Annotated in this window: 23 protein-coding genes; 6 read left to right on the top strand and 17 right to left on the bottom strand. The window is 63.7% G+C overall.

Annotation, left to right across the window (positions count from 1 at the left end; genetic code table 11):
• Window positions 1-4: 4 nt before the first annotated feature.
• The 17 genes from AB4Z43_RS19190 to AB4Z43_RS19110 all read right to left on the bottom strand — a co-directional run bounded on the left by AB4Z43_RS19190 (window position 5) and on the right by AB4Z43_RS19110 (window position 16688).
• Entirely contained in the window at window positions 5-679 is a 675-nt protein-coding gene (locus AB4Z43_RS19190; protein WP_027046649.1) for a response regulator transcription factor, read from the bottom strand.
• Between the two features lie 355 nt (window positions 680-1034).
• Window positions 1035-2585 (bottom strand): Do family serine endopeptidase, encoded by a 1551-nt coding sequence (locus AB4Z43_RS19185; protein WP_019857150.1) that lies wholly within the window; start codon window positions 2583-2585, stop codon window positions 1035-1037.
• A 134-nt stretch (window positions 2586-2719) separates the two neighbouring features.
• Window positions 2720-3187, bottom strand: coding sequence for a cytochrome c-type biogenesis protein (locus AB4Z43_RS19180; RefSeq protein WP_038645598.1), 468 nt, complete (start codon window positions 3185-3187; stop codon window positions 2720-2722).
• The gene (locus AB4Z43_RS19175) at window positions 3184-5175 is read right to left on the bottom strand and encodes a heme lyase CcmF/NrfE family subunit (protein ID WP_441938729.1); all 1992 of its coding nucleotides are present in this window, start codon (window positions 5173-5175) and stop codon (window positions 3184-3186) included. Before AB4Z43_RS19175 ends, AB4Z43_RS19180 begins: the two co-directional genes overlap by 4 nt.
• Window positions 5176-5213: 38 nt before the next feature.
• On the bottom strand, window positions 5214-5657 hold the full coding sequence (gene ccmE, locus AB4Z43_RS19170; protein WP_010915048.1) for a cytochrome c maturation protein CcmE: 444 nt from the start codon (window positions 5655-5657) through the stop codon (window positions 5214-5216).
• 8 nt (window positions 5658-5665) lie between these two features.
• Complete coding sequence (ccmI, locus tag AB4Z43_RS19165; RefSeq protein ID WP_019857147.1) at window positions 5666-6805, bottom strand: c-type cytochrome biogenesis protein CcmI; 1140 nt, start codon at window positions 6803-6805, stop codon at window positions 5666-5668.
• Between the two features lie 172 nt (window positions 6806-6977).
• On the bottom strand, window positions 6978-7622 hold the full coding sequence (locus AB4Z43_RS19160; RefSeq protein ID WP_441938728.1) for a hypothetical protein: 645 nt from the start codon (window positions 7620-7622) through the stop codon (window positions 6978-6980).
• Window positions 7622-8992, bottom strand: a complete 1371-nt coding sequence (locus AB4Z43_RS19155) for an ATP-binding protein (RefSeq protein WP_069093365.1) — start codon at window positions 8990-8992, stop codon at window positions 7622-7624. The genes AB4Z43_RS19160 and AB4Z43_RS19155 overlap by 1 nt, the downstream gene beginning before the upstream one ends.
• A 40-nt stretch (window positions 8993-9032) precedes the next feature.
• Window positions 9033-9698 (bottom strand): response regulator transcription factor, encoded by a 666-nt coding sequence (locus AB4Z43_RS19150; RefSeq protein WP_019857144.1) that lies wholly within the window; start codon window positions 9696-9698, stop codon window positions 9033-9035.
• 71 nt (window positions 9699-9769) lie between these two features.
• Complete coding sequence (locus AB4Z43_RS19145) at window positions 9770-10069, bottom strand: hypothetical protein (RefSeq protein WP_019857143.1); 300 nt, start codon at window positions 10067-10069, stop codon at window positions 9770-9772.
• 172 nt (window positions 10070-10241) lie between these two features.
• Window positions 10242-10649, bottom strand: coding sequence for a DUF3168 domain-containing protein (locus AB4Z43_RS19140; RefSeq protein WP_038645591.1), 408 nt, complete (start codon window positions 10647-10649; stop codon window positions 10242-10244).
• A 245-nt stretch (window positions 10650-10894) separates the two neighbouring features.
• Window positions 10895-11617: an SDR family NAD(P)-dependent oxidoreductase gene (locus tag AB4Z43_RS19135; RefSeq protein ID WP_019857141.1), complete on the bottom strand. Its 723-nt coding sequence runs from the start codon at window positions 11615-11617 to the stop codon at window positions 10895-10897.
• A 110-nt stretch (window positions 11618-11727) separates the two neighbouring features.
• Window positions 11728-12534 carry an ABC transporter permease gene (locus AB4Z43_RS19130; RefSeq protein WP_069091748.1) on the bottom strand — a complete coding sequence of 269 codons (807 nt, stop codon included), beginning with the start codon at window positions 12532-12534 and terminating at the stop codon, window positions 11728-11730.
• Window positions 12534-13367 carry an ABC transporter permease gene (locus tag AB4Z43_RS19125; protein WP_069091747.1) on the bottom strand — a complete coding sequence of 278 codons (834 nt, stop codon included), beginning with the start codon at window positions 13365-13367 and terminating at the stop codon, window positions 12534-12536. Before AB4Z43_RS19125 ends, AB4Z43_RS19130 begins: the two co-directional genes overlap by 1 nt.
• 20 nt (window positions 13368-13387) lie before the next feature.
• Window positions 13388-14500, bottom strand: a complete 1113-nt coding sequence (locus tag AB4Z43_RS19120; protein WP_069091746.1) for an ABC transporter substrate-binding protein — start codon at window positions 14498-14500, stop codon at window positions 13388-13390.
• A gap of 69 nt (window positions 14501-14569) precedes the next feature.
• The gene (locus tag AB4Z43_RS19115) at window positions 14570-15664 is read right to left on the bottom strand and encodes an ABC transporter ATP-binding protein (RefSeq protein WP_010915037.1); all 1095 of its coding nucleotides are present in this window, start codon (window positions 15662-15664) and stop codon (window positions 14570-14572) included.
• Between the two features lie 136 nt (window positions 15665-15800).
• Window positions 15801-16688, bottom strand: a complete 888-nt coding sequence (locus AB4Z43_RS19110; protein WP_019857136.1) for a LysR substrate-binding domain-containing protein — start codon at window positions 16686-16688, stop codon at window positions 15801-15803.
• Window positions 16689-16763: 75 nt separating this feature from the next.
• Between AB4Z43_RS19110 and AB4Z43_RS19105 the strand changes: the two genes are divergently transcribed.
• The 6 genes from AB4Z43_RS19105 (at window position 16764) to AB4Z43_RS19080 (ending at window position 23087) form a co-directional block, all read left to right on the top strand.
• The gene (locus AB4Z43_RS19105; RefSeq protein ID WP_441938727.1) at window positions 16764-18350 is read left to right on the top strand and encodes an amidohydrolase; all 1587 of its coding nucleotides are present in this window, start codon (window positions 16764-16766) and stop codon (window positions 18348-18350) included.
• Between the two features lie 40 nt (window positions 18351-18390).
• Window positions 18391-19323: a dimethylarginine dimethylaminohydrolase family protein gene (locus tag AB4Z43_RS19100; protein WP_010915034.1), complete on the top strand. Its 933-nt coding sequence runs from the start codon at window positions 18391-18393 to the stop codon at window positions 19321-19323.
• Between the two features lie 160 nt (window positions 19324-19483).
• On the top strand, window positions 19484-20101 hold the full coding sequence (locus AB4Z43_RS19095; protein WP_019857133.1) for a cupin domain-containing protein: 618 nt from the start codon (window positions 19484-19486) through the stop codon (window positions 20099-20101).
• A gap of 141 nt (window positions 20102-20242) precedes the next feature.
• The gene (locus AB4Z43_RS19090) at window positions 20243-21184 is read left to right on the top strand and encodes an ABC transporter substrate-binding protein (protein ID WP_019857132.1); all 942 of its coding nucleotides are present in this window, start codon (window positions 20243-20245) and stop codon (window positions 21182-21184) included.
• A 92-nt stretch (window positions 21185-21276) separates the two neighbouring features.
• On the top strand, window positions 21277-22077 hold the full coding sequence (locus AB4Z43_RS19085; RefSeq protein WP_019857131.1) for an ATP-binding cassette domain-containing protein: 801 nt from the start codon (window positions 21277-21279) through the stop codon (window positions 22075-22077).
• The gene (locus tag AB4Z43_RS19080; RefSeq protein ID WP_064982915.1) at window positions 22074-23087 is read left to right on the top strand and encodes an ABC transporter permease; all 1014 of its coding nucleotides are present in this window, start codon (window positions 22074-22076) and stop codon (window positions 23085-23087) included. The genes AB4Z43_RS19085 and AB4Z43_RS19080 overlap by 4 nt, the downstream gene beginning before the upstream one ends.
• Window position 23088 lies beyond the last annotated feature (1 nt).

Here is a 23088-nt window from a genome sequence, read left to right as displayed (position 1 = left end):
TCGCCTAGCCGCCCTTCAGCATGTAGCCGGCGCCGCGAACCGTATGCAGGATCGGCTTGTCGAAGCCTTTTTCGATCTTGCCGCGCAGCCGCGAGACGTGGACATCGATGACATTGGTCTGCGGGTCGAAATGATAATCCCAGACATTTTCGAGCAGCATGGTGCGCGTCACCACCTGGCCGGCATGGCGCATCAGATATTCGAGCAGGCGGAACTCCCGCGGCTGCAGGGTGATCTCGCGCGCCGCCCGGCGCACCGAATGCGACAGCCTGTCGAGTTCAAGGTCGCCAACCCGGTAGACGGTTTCGGCTTCCTTGGCACTGGCACGGCGGTTCAACACCTCGACGCGAGCCAGAAGTTCGGAAAACGCATAGGGCTTGGTCAGATAATCGTCGCCGCCGGCGCGCAGGCCGGTGACCCGGTCATCGACCTCGCCCAACGCCGACAGGATCAGCACGGGCGTGGTGTTGCCGCGGGAGCGAAGACCGGCAATGACCGACAGACCGTCGCGGCGCGGCATCATCCGGTCGATGACCATCACGTCATAGTCGCCGGCATCCGCAAGCGCAAAACCGGTCTCGCCGTCACCGGCGACATGGGCGGTATGACCAGCCTCGGTGAAGGCTTTCTGCAGATAATCGGCAGCCTCGCGATCGTCTTCTATGACGAGAATCTTCATAGGGCCGTTATACGCGATTTCGCTGGAAGGTTGAGTGGCAGACATCTGCATTTTAGCCTTTGCCAAAGCGCATCGCGATCAAGATGATCGAGGTCCCGCGCGGAAGAATCTTACTCTGTGATTGTCTTCATCCTGGACACGCCCGCTTCGAGGCATGATCGGGCAAATCATCACATTCTCTCGGCTCAGGCCCGAGGCAGCGTTTTTGGGCGGCTTTTAGAATGTGCGGCAGCGGGCGATGGGAGGCCCGCTGCCGCTGGAGGAGAGCACGATGACTGACTAACGTACCCGGCTCCATGCTTTCCCGTGCGGCGGCTCGGGGGTGTTTGATACCGCCGCACCGGAAAAGTCGTTGTCAGCCCTTGGCGACGGGCAGCGCGACGAAACGGTTGTTGTTGTCGCGGGTTACCTGCATCAGCACCGCCTTGCGGCCGGACTTCACCGCGTCGGTCATCGCCTTGGTGACATCCTCGGTGCCGTTCACTTCGTTCGAATTGACCGCGGTGATGATGTCTCCCGGCTGAATGCCGCGGTCGGCCGCAGCGCTGTCGGGATCGACATCGGTCACCACAAGGCCCTTGCCGTTTTCGGATTTGGTGACGGTGAGGCCGAGATCGGCCAGCGTATCAGGCTTCGCCGGAGCGGCGGGTGGCTGCTGCTGATCGTTCGAGGCCTGCTTGTCGCTGGCCGGCAGCTTGCCGAGATCGACCTTGATCGTCTGGCTCTTGCCGCCACGCCAGACGGTGACGTCAACCGACTTGCCGGGCGAATAGGCGCCGATCAGGCGGGCGAGTTCCTTCGGCGAGGCAACATCCTTGCCGTCGACCTGGGTGATGACGTCGCCAGCCGTGATGCCGGCCTTCTTGCCGGGACCTTCGTCCTGGGCACTCGACACCAACGCACCATTGTTGGACTTCAGACCGAGCGATTCGGCGATGTCCGAGGTAACCGGCTGGATTTCGACGCCCAGCCAGCCGCGCTGCACCGCGCCACTCTTCATCAGGTCCTCGACAACCTGCTTGGCGGTCGAGGCAGGAATGTCGAAGGCGATGCCGACACTGCCGCCCGAGGGCGAGAAGATCGCCGTGTTGATGCCGACCACCTGACCGTTGAGGTTGAAGGTCGGGCCACCCGAATTGCCGCGGTTGACCGAGGCGTCGATCTGCAGGAAATCGTCGTAGGGGCCGGCGCCGATATCGCGGCCGCGCGCCGATACGATGCCGGCGGTGACGGTGCCGCCGAGGCCGAACGGATTGCCGACTGCCACGACCCAGTCGCCGACGCGAACCTTGGAATCGTCGGCGAAGTCGACATAGGTGAACTTGCCACCACCTTCGACCTTCAGCACGGCGAGATCGGTGCGCGGGTCGGTGCCGACCAGCTTGGCGTCGAGTTCCTTGCCGTCATTGGTCACCACGGTGAAGGCGGTGCCCTCTTCGACGACGTGGTTGTTGGTGACGAGGTAGCCGTCCTCGGAGATGAAGAAGCCGGAGCCCTGCGCCACCGGGCGCGGCTGGTCATTGCTGTGGTCGCGGTGACCGAAGCGGCGATGGCCTTCGTCATCCTGGCCGCCCTGGTCGCCAAAGCCCCGGAATTCCTTGAAGAAGCGGCGCAGTTGCGGATTGTTGGGAAGATTGTCGAAGCCGTCCTGGCCATCGGAGCCATCATCGGCGGTCGGCTGGATCTTGGCCTTCACCTTGACGCTGACCACGGCGGGCGACACGCGCTCGACGACATCGGCGAAACCTTGCACCTGCGGCGCCTCGACGCGTACGGCATCGGCCAGAACGGGGCTGGTTCCGCTGGTCAGCGCGCCAACGCCGATCACGCCGGCAACGGCGACGGAAGCGGCGGCAGCCAGGAGACGCTTGCGGGTGCGGGAGTATGAATTGGGGGCAATATTCATGGGGTCTCGTATCCTCTTTCAAAAGGGACGCGGCTTGATCGGCATCCTCAGGAAAGGAGAATTAGAGCGGCGCACATTACCGCGCCATTTCCGACGCATGAAACTTTGGTAATGTTGGCGGTCGAAGGGAGCCGTCAGTCGCGGTGCAGGATAGCGTCCAATGCCGCCTGTTCATCGGCGGACAGGCTCTTTGTCGCCAGGGGTCGGCGCGAGCGCGCGGTCAGCACGATGAACACGCCTCCGACCAGCAGCAACAGCGCCGGCGTGCCCCAAAGCAGTGCGTTGCGCAGGTCGAAGCGCGGCTTCAGCAGCACGAATTCGCCGTAGCGCGAAACCACATAGTCCATGACCTGCTGGTCGGTATCGCCGGCGACGAGGCGCTGGCGCACCAGGATGCGCAGGTCGCGGGCAAGGTCGGCATCGGATTCGTCGATCGACTGGTTCTGGCAGACCATGCAGCGCAGGCCTTCCGACAGCGCCCGCGCCCGCGCCTCGAGCGCCGGATCGGCCAGCATCTCGTCAGGCTTCACCGCCAGCGCCGTGCCGGCAAAGCCGAGCGCCAGCATCAGGACGAGCAACGCGGCGCAGAACCTTGCCTTCATGGCAGGACCGTGGGCGCCACGACGTTCGCCTGCTTGCGCCGGCGCGAGGGCGCGCCGACACGCAGACGCCTGTCCATCAGCGACATGGCGGCGCCCGCCATCATCACCAGACCGCCGCCCCAGATCAGTGTCACCAGCGGCTTCCACCACAGGCGCACCACGACCGTGCCGTCCTTGGCCTCGTCGCCAAGCGATAGGTAGAGCTGGGAAAGACCAAGGGTCTTGATGCCGGACTCCGTCGTCGTCGTCTGCCGCACCGGATAGAAACGCTTGGCGGAACTGATTTCGCCGACAGGACTGCCGCTGACACCGATCAGCTCGAAGCGGCCACGGTCCTCGCTGTAGTTTGGCCCCTGCGCCGGATAAAGCCCGACGAAACGCAGCGTATGGCCAGACAATTCCACCGTCTCGCCGGCGCGCATGGTGAGGATCTTCTCGGTGCCGAAAGAGAGCGTGGCGACGATGCCGAGCAAGGTCAGGCCGAGGCCGAGATGGGCCAATGCCGTGCCGAAGACCGAGCGCGGCAGGCCGGCAAAGCGCCTGACCATGACGGCCGGCGCAACCGATCCGACGCCGGACTTGACGGCAAGGTCGGTGAGCGCACCGGCGACCAGCCAGACCGCAAGGCCGATGCCGAGGGCGGCGAACACCGAGGCGCCGTCGATAAACAGGCCGGTGACGAGCATCGCCGCCAGCGCCGTGGCAAAGGCCGCCATCAGACGCTGAGACGCGGCGATGATGTCGCCGCGCTTCCAGGCGAGCAGCGGGCCGAACGGCACGAGGACCAGAAGCGGCAGCATCAATGGGCCGAAGGTCAGGTCGAAGAACGGTGCCCCGACCGAGATCTTGTCGCCGGTGAGCGCCTCCAGCGCCAGCGGATAGAGCGTGCCGACGAGCACTGTGGCGGTCGCAGTGGTCAGGAACAGATTGTTGAGGACGAGCGCGCCTTCACGCGAGATCGGATGGAACAGGCCGCCGGCGGTCAACCTCGAGGCGCGCAGCGCAAACAGCGCCAGCGAGCCACCGATGAACAGCGTCAGGATGCACAGGATGAAGACGCCGCGCGCCGGATCGGTGGCGAAGGCATGCACCGAGGTGAGCACGCCCGAACGGACCAGGAAGGTGCCGAGCAGCGACAGCGAAAAGGTGAGGATGGCGAGCAGCAGCGTCCAGATCTTCAGCGCCGAGCGCTTTTCCATGACGATCGCCGAATGCAGCAGCGCGGTGCCCGCCAGCCACGGCATGAAGGAGGCGTTCTCGACCGGATCCCAGAACCAGAAACCGCCCCAGCCGAGTTCGTAATAGGCCCAGTACGACCCCATGGCGATGCCGCCAGTTAAGAACATCCAGGCGACCAGCGTCCATGGCCGCACCCAGCGCGCCCAGGAGGCGTCGATGCGCCCCTCGATCAGGGCGGCGACCGAGAAGGAAAAGCAGATGGAGAAGCCGACATAGCCGAGATAGAGCAGCGGCGGATGAATGGCCAGGCCGAGATCCTGCAGGACCGGGTTGAGGTCGCGGCCCTCGATCGGCGCCGGATTGAGCCGGATGAAAGGATTGGACGTCGCCAGGATGAACAGGAAGAAGGCAGCGCCGATAGCGCCCTGGACGGCCAGCACATTGGCGCGCAGCGTCGCCGGCAGATTGGAGCCGAAAGCGGCGACAAGCGCGCCAAAGAAGGTCAGGATCAGCACCCAGAGCAGCATCGAGCCTTCGTGATTGCCCCAGGTTCCGGTGATCTTGTAGATCATCGGCTGCAGCGAATGCGAGTTTTCCCAGACGCTCGCCACGGAGAAATCGGAGTTCGCATAGGCGCTCGCCAATGCGACAAAGGACAGCGCCGTCAGCGCGAAGCCGGTCACGGCGACAGGACCGCCGACAGCCATCAGGCGCTGGTTGTTGAGGCGTGCGCCGAACAGCGGCACGATCGTCTGCACCAGCGAAAGCGCAAACGCCAGGACCAGGGCGAAATGTCCGGTCTCAACCATGGTTGTTTCCGCAATTCACTCTTGCTCTCCCGCCAGGGCTATTCACTCTTGCTCTCCTGCCAGACGCCCTTGGCCTTCAGCCCGTCGGCCACTTCCTTGGGCATATAGCGCTCATCATGCTTGGCAAGCACGCTGTCGGCAACAAAGACGCCGTCCGGACCGAAACTGCCCTCGGTGATGACGCCCTGCTCCTCGCGAAAGAGGTCGGGCAAGATTCCGGTATAGGTGACCTTGACCGATTTGTGCGTGTCGGTGACCGAAAAGGCGACCGTCGCGCCCTGCCCGCGCTGGATGGTGCCTTTTTCGACCAAACCGCCGAGCCTGATGCGCTGGCCGGGCTGGACGCTCGCCGTGGTGAGGTCGGCCGGCATGTAGAAGTAGGAGGCCTTCTGGCCAAGCGCGTAGAAGGTCAGCCCGGTGGCGGCACCCAGGAAAGCCAATCCGCCCACGATGACCGACAATCGCTTCTGCTTGCGTGTCATGACACGTTTTACTCCGTCGCCGTCAGGCCGAGCGAGGCGGCAAAGGCGGTGAATTTCTTGGCTTCGTCGCTGCCGGCGCCAAAGACGGCGATGGCGCGACCGAGCGCCTCGCGCGCCTGATCGGTTTTGCCCAGCACGACATAGGAACGAACGAGCCGCATCCATCCTTCCGTGTCTCGCGGATTTTGCCGCAGTTTTTCGTCGAGGCCGGCGACCATGGTGTTGATCATGGCTTCGCGATCCTGCGGCGACATGGAGGATGCCGCGTCGACATCTGCGGCATCGGGGCCCTTCGCGGCCGCGCCGGAAGCGACTTCGGGGCTAGCGGATTTTGCCAGTGCCTGCTCGACGGCACTGCGCCATGGCGAATCCGGCGGCAAAGTGCCCAGCATCGCCTGCCAGGCCGTGGTCGCTTCCTTGTTGCGCCCCTCCTGCGCCAAGGCCACGGCCAGGTAGAAGCTGGCCTTGGCATTGGCGGGATCGAGCTTCAGCGCCGCCTCGAAGGCATCCTGGGCATCGGCGGAAACGATACCGCCCGCGGCACCGGCGATTGCCTCGCCGAGGCCGGCCTGGCGAACAGCGCTGTCGCCGGCGAGGCGGATGGCATTGCGGTACGCGGCGACCGCGTCGGAGAAGCGCTGCATGCGCAGATAGACCGGGGCCAGCACGTCCCACCCCCTGCCGTCGGACGGGTTGGCGGCAAGGTGGGCCTCGGCGCGTGCAACCAATTCGTCGACCGAACTGTCGGCCGGGTTCTTGGTCAGCCGTTGGCTGAGCGGCTGCGCCGGCAAGTCAGGCGAGCCGATCTGGCTGTAAACACCCCAGCTGACCAGCGGGACCGCCAGCACGGCCACGGTCGCGACAAGCCGCGCCGTGACCGAAGCCGGCCGGGCCGATGCCTTGCCGGCCGTATCGGCATTGTCGAGGCGCAGGATGCGGCGCGCGATTTCGGCGCGCGCCTCGGCCGCTTCCACCGGCTGGATCAGGCCGCGCCCGGCGTCGCGGTCAAGCTCGGACAACTGGTCGCGATAGACTTCCAGATCGTGATCGCCACTCGACGACGTGCCCTTGGCTCCCGCGGCCAGCGGCAGCAGCACCGCCAGGCTCGCGCCGAGCGTCAGTATCGCGGCTATGACCCAGAACAGCATGGTTCTTCCAATAACGACAGAGCCCCGCCCTGCCAACACAGGCATCCTGCGACGCTTTGACGGTCAGCGCGCCTGACGTCCTTGATCGACATCAACCGGAGCTGGGCCGGTCCGTTTTTGGTGCATGTCATTGTCCCAAAACCGCTGCGCACTTTTGGGCGACATGCAGCTGTCAGGTTAGCGGCGTCCAGCTGCCATCGGCATTGCGGCAAGCGGTTCCGCGCGCCGTCACCCCGGCGCCGCCGGTGAACACCGTCTGCGTGTATTGGCGGCAGTCCTGCGAACCGACGCGATAGGGCTGGGCCGGAACCACCTCGCCATAGTGCGAAGCCTGATCGCCCTTCCACGCCACTTTCTGACCGCTCGTCGTATATTCAAGCGCCTTGTATTCGGCCTCGAGCGCACTGCGCTTCTCGGCGTCGCTGAGGCCATTGCCGATCGAGCCGCCGACGAGGCCGCCGTCCATCGCCGAAATGATCGACTTGGTGACCTTGCCGCTTGTCGGAGGCGTCGAGGCCGGTGTCGGAGTCACGGTAGGGCCCTTGCCGCTCAAGGTGGTGCAGCCGGAGACGGCCAGCAATGCGGAAACAAGCGCGACGCGAATCTTCATGCCAACAACCGGTTTTCTTGAGTTGGAGCCTGCCATGGATGCGCCGGGGGCCGCGTCATCGGAGAAGTAGGCGTGGCCATAGTATTGATATTTGTCGGAAATTTGGCCGCTGCCGGCAAGTTCGAGAGTAATCGGCATTGCTCCGGGATCAATCGATATGCCGCCATGACAAACGCCTTCCATCGCTGTCGATTGGTCCGGGATCATCACTGAAGGCTCCGCAAGCGCACCACTGCCTTCAATCCACCCAGGTCGGACCGTTCGAGCGCGAGAACGCCTCCATACTCGTTGACGAGGTCGGCGACAATGGCAAGTCCCAGACCTGTTCCCGGTTTTGTCTCGTCCAGACGCCTTCCACGCTTCAGCGCATCGCGCGCCTTGTCCTCGGGAATGCCAGGACCGTCGTCGTCGATGCTGATCTCGAAAAGATTGTCGTCCTTGCCGGCCAGGGGCGCCACCGTGACCGAGACCGCGCTTTTTGCCCATTTCATCGCATTTTCGAGAAGATTGCCGAGCAGTTCCTCGAGGTCCTCGCGCTCCCCGGCAAAGACGATCTCGGTGGCCGGCAGGGACAGCGACAGGCTGGTCTGCGGATTGAGCTTCTGCAAGACCCGCACCATGCGCTGCACCAGCGGCGCTACCGGCGTACGATAGACGACGCTGTCGCGCTGCGCCGCGACGCGGGCGCGCTGCAAATAATGGTCGACCTGCTTCTGCATCGAGGCGGCCTGCTCGGCGATCAATTGTCCCTTGGCGCCGCCAAGCGCCCGGCCCTCATTGAGCAGCACCGCAAGCGGCGTCTTCAGCGAATGGGCGAGATTGCCGACCTGGGTTCGCGAGCGCTCGACGATGCGTTTGTTGTTTTCGATCAAGGCGTTGGTTTCGTTAGCTAACGGCTCGATCTCGGCAGGAAAGCGGCCGTCGAGCCGCTGCGCGGTGCCTTCGCGCACCATGGCAAGGGCGTTGCGCACCCGGCGCAGCGGCTGCAGGCCGAGCAGGATGGCAATGGCGTTGATGGCGATCATGCCGACGCCGAACAGGCTGAGATAGGTCAGCAGGCGGCGCTGGAAGGTGGCGATTTCCTGTTCGAGTTCGCTCTGGTTGCCCATCACGCGAAAACGCGCGGCGCGGTTCTTGGCATCGAGCACGAATTCGCTCTCGAACACTTCGAGCTGCTCGCCGTCTATCCCTTCGGCCGAATAGCTGCGCTGGAAGCTGGCATTGAAGGGCACCTCGGCGACGCTTGGCGACGGAATTTTGCTCGTCATCGACGACGAATGAAGGTCACCATGCACACCTTCCGAGGCAGGCTCGACCGACCAGTACCAACCGGAATTCGGCTCGGAGAAGCGGAGGTCGCCAAGGTCCGGGGCGCCGGTGAGCGCACCGGTGTCGGAAATGCCGATGGACCCGATCAGGTTGAACAGATGCGCCGAAAGCAGGCTGTCGAAGCCGCGCTCGCTGGCCTGGCGGTAGAGCGTGGTGATCAGGGTGAAAATGACGACAAGGGTCAGGATCGCCCACACGGTGGAAAAGGCGATCACGCGGAACGTCAGCGAACGCGGCCACAAACGCAGCGAAAGCGGCGCCCTTGCGGTTGGTTTGAGCGGTTCCGAGTTACGCCTCCGGCTCGCGCATGCGGTAGCCCATGCCACGCACGGTTTCGATCATGTCGATGCCCATCTTCTTGCGCAGCCGCCCGACAAAGACCTCGATGGTGTTGGAATCGCGGTCGAAATCTTGGTCGTAGAGATGCTCGACCAGTTCGGTGCGCGAGACCACCTCGCCCATATGGTGCATCAGATAGGCAAGCAGGCGGAATTCGTGCGAGGTCAGCTTCAGCGGCACGCCGTCGACATCGGCTTTCGAGGCCTTGGTGTCGAGGCGCAGCGGCCCGCAGGTGAGTTCCGACGAGGCATGGCCGGCGGCGCGGCGGATCAGCGCCCGCAGCCGCGCCAGCACCTCCTCGATGTGGAAGGGCTTGGTGACATAGTCGTCAGCGCCGGCATCGATGCCGGAGACCTTGTCGCTCCAGCGGTCGCGCGCGGTCAGGATCAGCACCGGCATCTTGCGGCCGCCACGGCGCCAACGTTCGACCACGCTGATGCCGTCCATCTGCGGCAGGCCGATATCGAGCACGACGGCGTCGTAGGGTTCGGTGTCGCCGAGGAAATGGCCTTCCTCGCCGTCGAAAGCACGGTCGACGACGTAGCCGGCGTCGACCAGCGCGTCCGCTATCTGCCGGTTGAGATCCTTGTCATCCTCGACGACGAGTACGCGCATGCGGAGATCGATACCTTTTGAAGGACTTGTTCAGATATAGGCCGATTCCGGCAGCCTGGGAAACGGGTGGGTCAGTTCTGCGGAACGACGATCTCGGAACGGCGCGGACGCTGCCCGTCCTTGCCAGGCACCAGCACGACGATGACGCAGACCGGCTGGCCACCGCGTGTCGACTGCGAGGCCTTGGCCAGCGTCCCGCCATTCTGCTCGGCCACCTGCTGGCCGATCGCGTAGCAGTCGGATGCGGCCAGGACGATCGGGCTGGACTGGTCGGGTGCGATCACCGACATCGCCGTCGCCTGCGACGCCAACAGCCCGGCCGCACAGAGCGCCAGGGTCGCGGTTCGAAAGTGGGAGCGAAGCGTTTTCATGGTCGGCGTTGTAACGCATCGGTGCTGAACGTGAAATGAACGGTGATCGATGCGAAAACCATGCCCGCTACACCCCTGAACGCCAGACGACCGATTGCCATTTCGACGCCCCGACCCGCAGAAATCCCGCAGACGCCAGTCTAGACTCCGTTTCGGTCAGATTGAAAGCGTGTCAGGCATTTTCCTGCGTTAGCGCGCGAAACCGCAGCAGCCCGTGATGCACGAGGAGTTCCTCGTCGTAACGGGCCTCGGTGAATTCAAGCGACAGCCGCGTCTTGCCGCGCCGGCCGACCACCAGTGCGGCGTTGGCAAGGCGGGCCTTGATGGCGGCCATGATGGCAAGGGTTTCGTCTTCACCATGGGCTTTCGACCAGACATGCAGCGTAATCAACTGATCGTCGTCGTTCTCGGCGCCGGTGTCCCAGTCAAAGGCACTGGTCTGACCAAAAGTCACGTAGGGAAAGGCGGCATTCTCGGTCGCCCGCTCAAGCAGCCCGGCGCCACCAAGCAGCGCAGACAGCGACTTATCGCTTTTGAGCCTCAGAAAAAGTGCCTGCAGCAAATCGCCGGGCGCGGTCATTTTTCGTCCCCCTCGCCTGTCATGCCTTGAGCAAGCGGTTCGTCATATTGGCAAATTCACGCGCAGCGTACCGGCTCGTCAAGCCTGCGCCATATCGCATGATTCGTCTCGTCGCGATCATGATCGCCGATGATCTCGAAAATACGACCCCTGTGATGAACAGATTGCCATGCCGAGCAACCTTGGAGAGCCGATCTGCTCAGCCGGCATGTTGCCCGGGGATACTTTGATTCCCGCGATCTCTGTCAGTATCGGGCTCGGCCGCCCGACATGTCGAAAACAGCGCCGGTGTTGAACGCACTGGCATCCGAGCAAAGCCACACCACGAGCGCCGCTACCTCGTTCGGATCGCCGAGCCGCTTCAGCGGACTTGCCGATATCATCGCATCGACGGTTTCATTGCCGAGATCGCGGATAAGGCGCGTATCGATCGGTCCCGGAGCGATACAGTTGACGCGAATATCGGTATCGCTGATCTCACGCGACAGTGCTTTGGTAAAAGCGATGACACCGGCGCTGGCCGCGGAATAGGCCGCAAGGCTCGGCAGTCCCTCTTTCCCGGCAAGGGATCCCATGTTGACGATACGACCCTTTCCCGCTCGTCGCATAAGCGGGAGCACGCGATGCGTTACTTCGAACGTGCCAAGAAGGTTGACCTGCAGGATTCTCTGCCATTCCGCCGGTTCGAATTCCTCGAACGGCTTATAGCCACCCAGCCACCCCGCATTGTTGACGAGAATGTCGACCCCGACTTCACCCATGATGGTCAGCGCTTGCATGACGTTATCGCGTTTCGTCACGTCCACTGAAAGAGATCGTGTGCCTTCAAGCTCGACGGGCTCAATATCCCAGATCCAGACGTCCGCTCCACTCAAAGAGAGCTTGTGGGCTATCGCTCGACCGATACCACGGGCGCCTCCTGTGACGATTGCTGTTCGGCCCGAAAAATCATACGTCACCGACATCATCACCTCCCATGAAACGCCAGTGCTTTGTATATATTTAGTATATTTAGCGCCGTATCGTGAATGAAGTCGAGGAGACGGGCGAGGCTCGGCCGCATCTCGGTGCGGTTTGTCTAGGGCCCGGCGCGCTGCCTGGTCATCACACTGCGCACCGCCAGCACCAGCACCGTGATGATGATTAGGATCACCGAAAGGGCGGCGATCGCCGGGTCGATGTTGTCGCGCAGGCCCATCCACATCAGGCGGGGCAGCGTGATGGCGTTGACCGAGGTGATGAACAGCGTGACGCCGATTTCTTCCCAGGACAGTACGAAGGACAAAAGCGCAGCTGTGATGATGCCGAACTTGATGTTGGGCATGATGATGCGGGTAGCACGCTCCCAGACAGTTGCGCCAAGGCCGCGCGCGGCAAGGTCGATGCGGCGGTCGAGCTGGCTGAGCGAGACCAGGATCAACACGGTGGCGAAGGGCACCGTCATCACCGAATGGGCCATGGCGACGCCGAGCCAGGTGTCGTAGCCGAAGTACGAGCTGAAGCCGGAGATCGAGGTCAGCAGGAAGTAGAGCGTGATCGCCGACACCACCGGCGGCACCACCATCGGCAACAGCACGAAACCGACCAGTGCCGCGGTAAAGCGGGGCTGGAACATCCACACACCGAGGCTGAAGCAAAGCGCCAGCACTGTGGAAATCGCGCTGCTGACGATGCCGATACGGATCGACAGCAGGATCGACTGGAGCCAGCGCGGATCCTCGATCAGCGAGCGATAGTGGCGCAGCGACAGTTCGCCCGTCGGCATCGCCAGCATGCGGCTCGGCGTCAGCGACACCGGGATGACCGCAAGCAGCGGCATCAGCAGGAACAGCGCCACAAGGGCGGCGAGGATCAGCGAGACGGGACCGGGGCGATAGGTCGGCATCAAATCAACTGCTTCGGTCTGACATAGCGGAACAGCAGCGCCATCAGCGCGCCGACGAACAGCACCAGCACGACGCTGATCGCAGCCCCCAGCCCCCAGTCCGGACTCTGGAAGATCCTGAGATAGATCAGTTCGGCGATCATCACGCTGCGGCCGCCGCCGAGGATTGCCGGCGTGACGAAGAAGCCGAGCGAGAAGACGAACACGATGAGCGCCGAACCGATGATGCCGGAGCGTGTCATCGGCACGAACACCGTCCAGAAGGTGCGCGTACGGCTGGAGCCAAGCCCGCGCGCCGCAAGCAGCACGCGGTCGTCGAGGCTGCGCATGGCGGATGCCAGCGGGAAGACCGCGAAAGGAATGAGGAAATGCGCCATGCCGACGACGACGCCGAACTCGTTGCGCACCAAGGTCAGCGGTTCGGAGATGAAACCGATCGATTGCAGCCAGGTGTTGATCAGGCCGCGATTGGACAAAAGAGCCACCCAGCCGAAGGCCCGGGTCAGCACCGAGATCCAGAACGGCACCAGGATGCAGAATTCGGCGATGAGGCGCTGCGCCGGGCTGCCACGCACCCAGACGACCGTGATGGCGTAGGCGGCGGCGACGGAAACAACTGTGACGATCGCCGCGATGCGCAGCGTGCGGATGAACACCGACTGGACCAGATCGTCGGTGAGCAAGGCATCATATTGGCCAAGCCCCGGCGTCGGCAGAGTAAAACTCCACTTCACCACGCCGAGAAACGGCCAGGCATAGGCCAGGACGAGGAACAGGAGCAGCGGCGCCATCAACAGCGCCGCGCCCATCCTGTCGGAGAGAACGCCTCTCATCTCAGATCAGCATCCCGCTCTCAGGCGGAGATGATCTTGGTGTATTCGTCGAGCGCCGCGCCGTAGTTCTTGGCGTACCAATCCATGTCGAGTGCGATCTGCTTCTTCATGTTTTCGGGATCGACCGGGTTGATGCGCTTCTTGTCGGCGGGGATCAGCGCATCGGCCGCCGGGTTGGCCGGGCCCTGGCCGAGCTTGTCGAACATGACGAGCTGCTTTTGCGGATCCTGTGCGCTGGCGATGAACTTCATCGCCGCGTCCTTGCCGCCGGGATTGTTCTTGAGAACGGCCAGCGCGCCGGGCGAGATCAGGCCCTGGTCCCAGATGAACTTGATCTTGCCGCCGGAATCCTGCTCGATCAGTGAGGCGCGGGTCGACCAGACGATGGCCATCGAGGCTTCGCCATTGAGCAGCACGCTCTGGCTCTCGGCGCCGCCGCCCCAGTAGGCGACGACATTTTCCTTGAAGGCGGCGATCTTGTCATGCGCCCGCTTGAGGTCGAGCGGATAGAGCGAAGCCGGCGCGATGCCGTCGGCCAAAAGCGCCGCCTCCCAGCTCGACACGCCCCATTTGTAGAGCGAACGCTTGCCGGGAAACTTCTTCACGTCGAAGAAGTCGGCCATGCCGGTCGGGGCGTCCTTGCCGTATTTCTCGGAATCATAGGCGATGACATAGGAGAAGAAGTAGGTCGAGGCGGCATACTCCCAGCCGAAGCCGGGGCGCATCTTCGTCTTGTCGACGATCTTGTAGTCGATCGGCTCGAGTGCGCCCTGGGCGCCGAGCGTGATCGCCGAGAACGGATCGACGTCGACAAGATCCCAGGTCGGCGCGCCGCTCTTGAACTGCGCCGAGATGGCGCCCTCGGTCGGGCCCGAGCCGTCCATCTTGACGGTGATGCCGGTGTCCTTGGTGAAGGCCTGGCCGTAGGCCGCATCATAGGCGGTGATGGCGTCGCCACCCCAGTTGACCAGCACCAGTTCCTTGGCCGCGGCAAAGGCTCCGGTCGAGCGCAGCAGCATCGGCGTGCCGGCGAGCACGAGGGCTGCCAGCTGCGTGAACTGGCGGCGCGAGATCTCGCCGCGTCTGGCCCTTTCGGACAGCGTGTCGATGGCGTTTTTCTTGGTGTCGTTCATGTCAGTTCCCCTTTGTTTTCGTTGATTTCAGTCCGGAAGCCGGTGCGCCGGATCAGGCCGCGCCGGCGCTCATTGTCCTCCGTCCGGAAGGAGGAAACCCTTTTCCGCCGGCCAGGTCAGCCAGACGGAATTGCCTTTGCTGAGTGCTGCGGCGGCGACCTCGTTCGGCACCGAGACGGTCACCTTCGCGCCCTGGCGTGTGGTCAGATCGAGCTTGGTGGCGGCACCCAGATAGGTGGAGGCGATGGCGGTCGCCGCAATGCCGTTTTCGCCGGCGGCCGCTTCGCGCGCGATCGACATGTGCTCGGGCCGGATCGCCAGGATGGCGTCACCACGGACCTTTTCAGCCTTGCAGTGCATATTGACCGCGCGGTCCTCGCAAAGGCCCGTCGAGCCATTGTCGGCGGGCTTGACCCCCTTAAGCGGCAGCATGTTGATCTCGCCGAGGAATTCGGCGACGAAGCGGTTATCCGGCCGGTCGTAGACTTCGTCCGGCGCACCGACCTGCAGCAATTTGCCGTGGTTGAAGATGGCGACGCGCGAGGACAGCGCCAGCGCCTCGCTCTGGTCGTGGGTGACGAAGACGAAAGTGGTGCCGGTTTCCTGGTGCAGGCGCTTCATCTCGGCCTGCATCTGGCCGCGCAGGCTCTTGTCCAGAGCCGAGAACGGCTCGTCGAGCAGCAGCACGCCCGGCTCGAACACCAGTGCGCGGGCCAGCGCGACGCGCTGCTGCTGGCCGCCGGAGAGCTGCGAGGGCAGTTTCTTCTCATGGCCGATCAGGCCGACGCGCTCGATCATCTCGCCGACGCGCTTTTTGATGTCTGCGGCCGATTTCTTGCGCACCTTGAGCGGGAAGGCGATGTTGGCCTCGACGCTCATATGAGGGAACAGCGCATAGCCCTGGAACACCATGCCGGCGGCGCGCTGCTCGGCCGGGCGGTCGGTGATGTCGGTGCCGTCGCTGAAAAGCTTGCCTTCGGTCGGCTGGACGAAGCCGGCCAGGATCATCAGGAAGGTGGTCTTGCCCGAACCAGAAGGGCCGAGCAGCGTCAGGAACTCGCCGCGGCCGATATTGAGCGACAGATTGTCCAACGCACGGAACGAGCCGAAGCTCTTGCCGATTCCGATTGCCTTGATCTCTGCGGCCCGGCCGGGTTGCTGCATCCTGCCTCTTCCTCAGTCCCAGGTGAAATCGTAGGCAGGCTGGCGGCTCACCGCAACCGAATAGTTTTCGCCTGATCGGCAAATTTGATTCACGTCTGGCAGTTGGGACGCGTCTAATCTTCCCCTCCGGGGGAGATTAGAGTCGGCTCTCCGACAGCTTCGCCCTGAGCCAGTCGCTGAAGGCGTTGAGCACGGGATGACTGGCCTTGGCATGCTCGAAGACCAGGAAATAGGAGCGTGGCGAGGGCACGGAAGCTTCAAACGGCTTGACCAGCCGGCCTTCGCTCAGCGCCCGCCGGCCGGTCAGCTCGTCGCCCATGGCAATTCCCTGGCCGGCGACCGCCGCCGAAAAGACGAGGTTCATGTCGGAAAAGAAGATGCCGCCTTCGGTATCCGGGTTTTCCACCTTGGACAGCGCCAGCCAGCGCGCCCAGTCCTCGGTGTCGGAGAGATGCAGAAGGTTGGCGCGCAGCACGTCCGCCGGTTTGGAAAAGCCGCCGACCTTGTTGAGCAATGTCGGGCTGCAGAGCGGCGTGAAGTGGACTTCGCAGAGCAGCTCCACCGCCCGGTTCGGCCAGTTGCCGACGCCGAAGGCGATGAAGGCGTCGGCGTCCGGGTTCGAGACGTCATCGAGCCGGCGCGGCGTCAGCACCGAGAGCGCCACGTCAGGGTACATCTGCTGGAACTCGCCGATATGGGTGCACAGGAACATGGAGGCGAAGCCTGGCGGGCAGGAAATGGCGAAAGAGCCGCCGACGCCGGCGCCGTTCGTCTGCGCTCCCGCGTCGCCGAGCACGGTCAGCGCCTTCCTGACATCGGCGGCGTAGCGCTGGCCGCGCGGCGTCAGCGCCACCCCCTTGCCGATGCGCTGCAGCAGATCGAAGCCGAGATCGCGCTCCAACAACCGCAACTGGTGGCTCACAGCGCTGCGGGTGAGGTGCAGTTCGTCGGCGGCACGCCAGACGCTGCCATGCCGGGCGAAACTGTCGAGGGCGCGCAGCGCCTGCGTGGATGGAATTCTCAAGAGGTGAACCGAATTTGCATGAACCGGGAAAACATATCACTTTTTGGCGAGCCGCTTCACTGCTTTCTTTGATGCATGGACAAACCGGTGACGACATCGGCGCAAGAGACCGCCCTTGCCTGCCTCGACGGCATCCAGCCGCTGCTGTCGGCGTGGACGCGCACCATCTTCGATTTCGGCGAGACCGCCTGGCGCGAATACCAGTCGGCCGCATGGTATGTGGAGCGACTGAAGCGGGAAGGCTTTACCGTCGAGGAAGGTTCCGGCGGCATGCCGACCGCCCTCTGCGCCCACTGGACGAATGGCGCCGGACCGACGATCGGCCTGTATGCCGAATATGATGCCGTGCCCGGCAACTGCCAGGATGCGGTGACGGTGAAGCAACCGCGGCCCGGCCTTGGCGTCGAGGCCGGCGGCCACACCGATCCGCATTCGGGGTTGGGCATGGCAAGCCTCGGCGGCCTGCTGGCCACCAAGGCGGCGATGCAACACCACGGCATCCCAGGCACGTTGCGCTTTACCGGCGAGCCGGCTGAAAAGGTGCGCGGATCGAAACCGATCCATGCGGCCAAGGGTTATTATGACGGCCTTGCCGGCATGATCTCGTTCCACCCTTTCTACATGCTGCCACTCTGCAATACGGCGCGCTGGGACACGCATTGTGGGGCAGCCTACGCCATGATCTACCGCTTTGTGTGCGACGAACCCGAAAACTGGGTTCGCGCAGGCGACGGCGCACCGATCCCGCAGGCGCATTCGGCGGTCCGCGCCCCCGGCGCCAACGACGCGCTGATGACGATGTACATGGCTTCCAAGGCGCTGCGCGATTCCATGCTGCCGCACCAGGGCGGCTGGTCGGTCAGCGAGGCGATCCTGACAGCCGGCCAGGCGACCGCCGATAATCTGCCGGCGGGGCTGGCAGAAATCCAGTACATGATCCGCGTGCCGACCATTGGCATGGCCGAGCAGGTGACAGCCGTGCTCGACCGCAACGCGGCGGCGGCGGCCGCGATCAGCGGCTGCCGTTACGAGCGCCACTGGGTGTCGAAGTCGCGGCCCGGCTTGGCCAATCATGCCATGGCCGGGATTGCCTATGAGGCGCTATCGACGGTCGGGCCGCCCCGCTGGGACGAGGCCGCCAGGGCGATCGGGCGCGAAATCCAAGTCAATGCCGGTGGTACCGCGACCGAGAACCCGTTCATCGACGAGTTGGAGCGGTTGATCGCACCACAGGAGGCGGAAGCGATCCTGCGCCGCGACCTGCCGCCCTCGCAGGTGAATTCAACCTCTGACGACTACACCGACATGAGCTGGCACGCGCCGACCTCGCGCTTTTACGTCGCCCGTCCGGCGCTGCGCTCGACGAATGGCCATACCTATCCCTCTTGGGTGATGAATGCGCTGGGCGGCATTTCCGCCACCATCGACCCGATGGTTGCCTGTGCGGCCAAGACGGTCGCGCTGGCGGCGCTGCGCCTGCTCGAGGACGAAAAAGCCCGCGATGCGGCGATGGACGAGTTCGTCACCCGCACCGGCGGCGGCATTGGCGGCACTAACTGGATCGCGCCGCTCTGCGACTACGAACCGCCGATCAACTTCCGCTGGCCGGAATATGTCACCACGGTGCGCGGCCGCGACTGGTGGATCCCGAACAGCGCATGACCCGACCAACTCTTGAGAACAAGCCCACGAGGAGAACCGCATGACCGTTCATGACCGCATCGTCGCCGAGCCGTTTTCGCTGCAGCGCCGCAACCCGGCCGGCGGCACCAAGCCGCTGACATCATGGGGCTTCGCCAACGAAACCGACGTGCTGACCGACGTGCTGCTGGGGTCGCCGAATTTCCTGCGGCATCTGTCGACCAGCTCGCTGTCGCGCAAGCATCTGCGCGAGGCGCCCTGCAACGTCCAGATCGCGCAGGCGCAGCACAAGGACCTGGTCGCCGCCTATGAGCATTTCGGCGTCAACATCCACTGGCACGAGCCGACGCCGGAACTGCCGATGCAGGTCTATTCCCGCGATTCCAGCGTCATGACGCCTTACGGCGCCATCATCACCGCCATGGCCAATTGGTGGCGGCGCGGCGAAAACTATGCCGCCATCCGCACCTACGAGAAGCTCGGCATCCCGATCTACGACATGGTCACGGCAGGCACCTTCGAGGGCGGCGACTTCAACGTCATCGAGGACGGCGTGGTGCTGATCGGCTGCGGCGGCGCCCGCACGCAGGAAGAAGGCGCCCGCCAGGTGCAGGCCTGGTTCGAGAAGGAGGGCTGGGAAACCCGCATCGCCTTCATCGACGAGTACTATGTCCATATCGACCTGATGGTGGTGCCGATCGCCGAAAAGCTCACAGCGGTCTGCTTAGCCTGCACCGAACCCGGCATCGTCGACTGGCTGAAGGGCAAGGGTCACGAGATCATCGATGTCCCCTTCCAGGACACGATGGCGCTCGGCTGCAACTTCATGTCGCTCGGCAAGGACAGGGTCATCGCACCGACCTCTAGCCAGACGTTGATCGGCCAGCTCAAGGCGCGTGGCTTCGAGGTCGCGGCCGTCGACATGAGCGAAATCTCCAAGACCGGCGGCGGCATCCACTGCATGGCGCAGGCCTTGAAGCGCGAAGCCGCGTAAGAAGATCACCGCCCCGCCGGTATTATACGGCGGGCGCGGAGACTGCCCTGGACGGGTTCTAGGCTCGATCCGATGCATCGTCCGTTTTTCGCAAGGATGGACAACGCCCGGGATCGGTTTTACGAGTCAGCCCGACCAGCGGAGATGTTCGCGCCCCCCAATGAACAAGATCGATACCCACAACAGCAAGGGCGGCGACGAGCGCTCTACCGCCACCAGCCTGTTACGGCTCGGCACAAGGTTGAAGCTCTCCCGGCAGACGCGTGGCCTGACCTTGAAGGCGCTAGCCGCCGCAGCCAACTGCTCCGAAAGCCTGCTTTCCAAGGTCGAGAACGGCAAGGTCTCACCCTCGCTGCCCATGCTTCACCGGCTGGTCGAGGTGCTCGGCACCAACATCGGCTGGATGTTCGAGGAAGCCGATGGCGAGGAAGGCATCGTCTTTCGCGCCGGAGCACGGCCGTTGATCGCGCTCGATCCGCTCAGGCGCGGCGAAGGCATATCGCTGGAGCGCGTCATTCCCTATTCGCCGGGCCACCTTCTGCAGTGCAATATCCATCATATCGAGGCGGGCGGAGAAAGCGCCGGCCCGATCCAGCATGCCGGTGAGGAAGTCGGCTATCTCCTGGAAGGCGCCATCGAACTGATGGTCGGTGAAAAGACGTTTCGCCTGACCGCTGGCGATTCCTTCGTTTTCAACTCGGAACTGCCGCACTGGTACCGCAATGTCGGCGACGAACGCGCCAGCATTTTCTGGGTGAATACGCCGGCGACATTCTGATCTGGCCAGCCCCCTTTCTCCTTTCGCCGACGCTAATTCAAGTCACTTGACAAGAAATCAAGTATCTTGAATTATGCGTCTGCGCTCAGCGCCAGATGAGCCCGATCAAGGGCCTTTTCCGCAAAACCAAGGGGAACCGGAATGCGTCTTATCAAGATCCTTTCAGGCTGCGCCGCAGCCATCGCCATGACCCTCGCGCTTGGCTCCGCCTCGGCCATGGCCGAAACCTATGCGCTGGTCACCATCAACCAGCAAGCCCTGTTCTTCAACCAGATCAACGACGGTGCCAAGGCCGCGGCAAAGGCCGCCGGCGTCGACCTCGTCATCTTCAACGCCAACAATGTGCCGAGCGCGCAAAACGACGCGATCGAGAACTACATCACCCAGAAAGTCGACGGCATCATTCTCGTCGCCATCGATGTCAACGGCGTGAAGCCCGCGATCACCGCGGCCAAGGCCGCCGGTATTCCGGTGATTGCCATCGACGCGCAGATTCCGAATGGCGACAATGTCGCCTTCGTCGGCGTCGACAACACCAAGGCCGGCGAGGATATCGGCAAGTTCTACGCCGACTACGTCAAGACCAAGCTGAACGGAACCGCCAAGATCGGCGTTGTCGGCGCGCTTAATTCGTTCATCCAGAACCAGCGCCTGGACGGCTTCAAGAAGGCTGTCACCGAGAGCGGCCAGAAGGTGACCTTCCTCGACACGGTCGATGGCCAGAACGTGCAGGACGTGGCGCTGTCGGCCTCCGAAAACCTGATGACGGCCAATGCCGACATGACGACGCTTTATGCGACCGGCGAGCCGGCCCTGCTCGGCGCCGTTTCGGCCGTCACCAGCCAGGGCCGTACCGGCGACGTCAAAGTGTTCGGCTGGGATCTCACCAAGTCCGCGGTGCAAGGCCTCGAAGAGGGCTGGGTAATCGCCGTCGTCCAGCAGGATCCGGCCGGTGAAGGCAAGGCTGCCATCGAAGCCTTCGGCAAGCTCAAGAAGGGCGAGAAGATCGATCCGATCATCAATGTTCCGATCACCATCGTGACCAAGGAAAATGTCGGCCAGTTCAAGGACATGTTCAAGTAAGATCCTCCCCAGACCGCCGGGCCGCGCATTGACTTTGTGGTCGTTGCGCAGCCCGGCGACCGTTTGAACATGCCGCATTGAGAACTGGAACCATGATGAGCGATGGCGAGACCTACCGCGTCAGGATGACCGGTATTTCCAAACGATACGGGCCTATCCAGACGCTGGATGATGTTTCGCTGAACCTGAAACCTGGCGAGGTGCTTGGCCTGGTCGGCGACAATGGCGCCGGCAAATCCACCTTGAGCAAGGTTCTGTCCGGAGCGGTCATTCCGGATTCCGGCACGATCGAGATCGATGGCAAGGCCGTGTCCTTTTCCTCGCCGGCCGATGCCCGCGCCGCACGGGTGGAGATGGTCTACCAAGACCTTTCGCTCTGCGACACGGTGGATGTGGCGGGCAATCTCTTCCTTGGCCGCGAGCCTCGCCGCCACGTACTCGGCCTCCCCTTTCTCGACAACAGACGCATGCATGACCAGACGCGCGAGATGCTCGACCGGCTCGGCATCGTCATCGCCGACACCAGGCTCAAGGTCGAGAACCTGTCCGGCGGCCAGCGCCAGTCGATCGCTATCGGCCGCGCCGCCTCCTTCGATCCATCGGTGCTGATCATGGACGAACCGACAGCCGCCCTTGCGGTGGCGGAAGTCGAGGCGGTGCTGGACCTCATCCGCGCCGTCAGCGCCCGCGGCGTCAGCGTCATTCTCATCACGCACCGGCTGCAAGACCTGTTCCTGGTCTGCGACCGCATCCAGGTCATGTATGAGGGCCGAAACGTCGCCGAACGCAGGATCGGCGACACCAGCATCGAGGAGGTCGTCAACCTGATCGTCGGCCGGAAATTCACCGCGCGCTCGGCGCGCGCCAGCCGCGACGAGGGGGTACAGCCATGAACGTCACCTCCGCCGGTGTCGGCGCCTCGCCGCCCAAACGTGCCCACAACAGCACCTGGAAGGATGGGGCGCTAGCCAATGGCAGCGTCGTCTCCATCGCGCTGTTCTTCATCGTCGTCTGCGTGGTCTTCTCGCTGGTCACCGGTTCCTTCCTGACGACGCCCAATCTGCTCAACATCGTGCGCCAATCGGCGCCGCTGCTGATCGTGGCGGCGGCGATGACCTTCGTCATAACCACCGGAGGCATCGATCTTTCGGTTGGGTCCGTGCTGGCGCTGACGGCGACACTTTCGGCCGTTGCGCTGCAGGCCGGCCTGCCATGGCCGCTGGTCGTTGTCGGCATGCTGGCGCTTGGCGCGGCGATCGGCGCCTTGCAGGGTTTCTTCATCGCCTATGAGCGCATCCCGGCCTTCATCGTCACCCTTGCCGGGCTCTCGGTCATCCGTGGCGTGGCGCTGCTGATCACCGGCGGCTATTCGATCCCGGTCGAGCCGACGAGCTTCTTCGTCAACATCGGCAGGGCCTGGTTCCTCGGTGTGCCGGTACCCGCATTGCTCGCCCTTGTCGTCCTGGCCATCGCCTATCTCGCCTTCAACCAGACGCCGTTCGGCCGCTATGTGACCGGCATCGGGGCCAACGCCGAGGCTGTGCGCCGCGCCGGTGTCGATACGCGCTTCATGACGCTCTTCGTCTATGTCCTGTCGGGCATGGCGGCAGCGTCGGCCGGCGTCATTCTGGCCGCGCGGCTGGGCTCCGGCTCGTCCAATTCCGGCCAGGGCTTCGAGCTCGATGTCATCGCCGCCGTGGTGCTTGGCGGCACCAGCCTGTTCGGCGGGCGCGGTACGATCATCGGCACCGTGCTCGGCGCATTGACCGTCGCTGTCATCGGCAACGGCCTGATCCTGGCGCACATGTCGCCCTTCCTGACGCCGATCGTCACCGGCACAATCATCCTCGTTGCCATCTGGCTGAATTTCCGCCTGTTCAAGGGCGCGACGCGGAGCCGCTGAC

The organism is Mesorhizobium sp. 2RAF45 (assembly GCF_052115225.1).
Lineage (GTDB): Bacteria > Pseudomonadota > Alphaproteobacteria > Rhizobiales > Rhizobiaceae > Mesorhizobium > Mesorhizobium jarvisii.
Note: the sequence above shows the minus strand (reverse complement) of the source record. Positions and strands in the feature narration are given on the sequence as shown.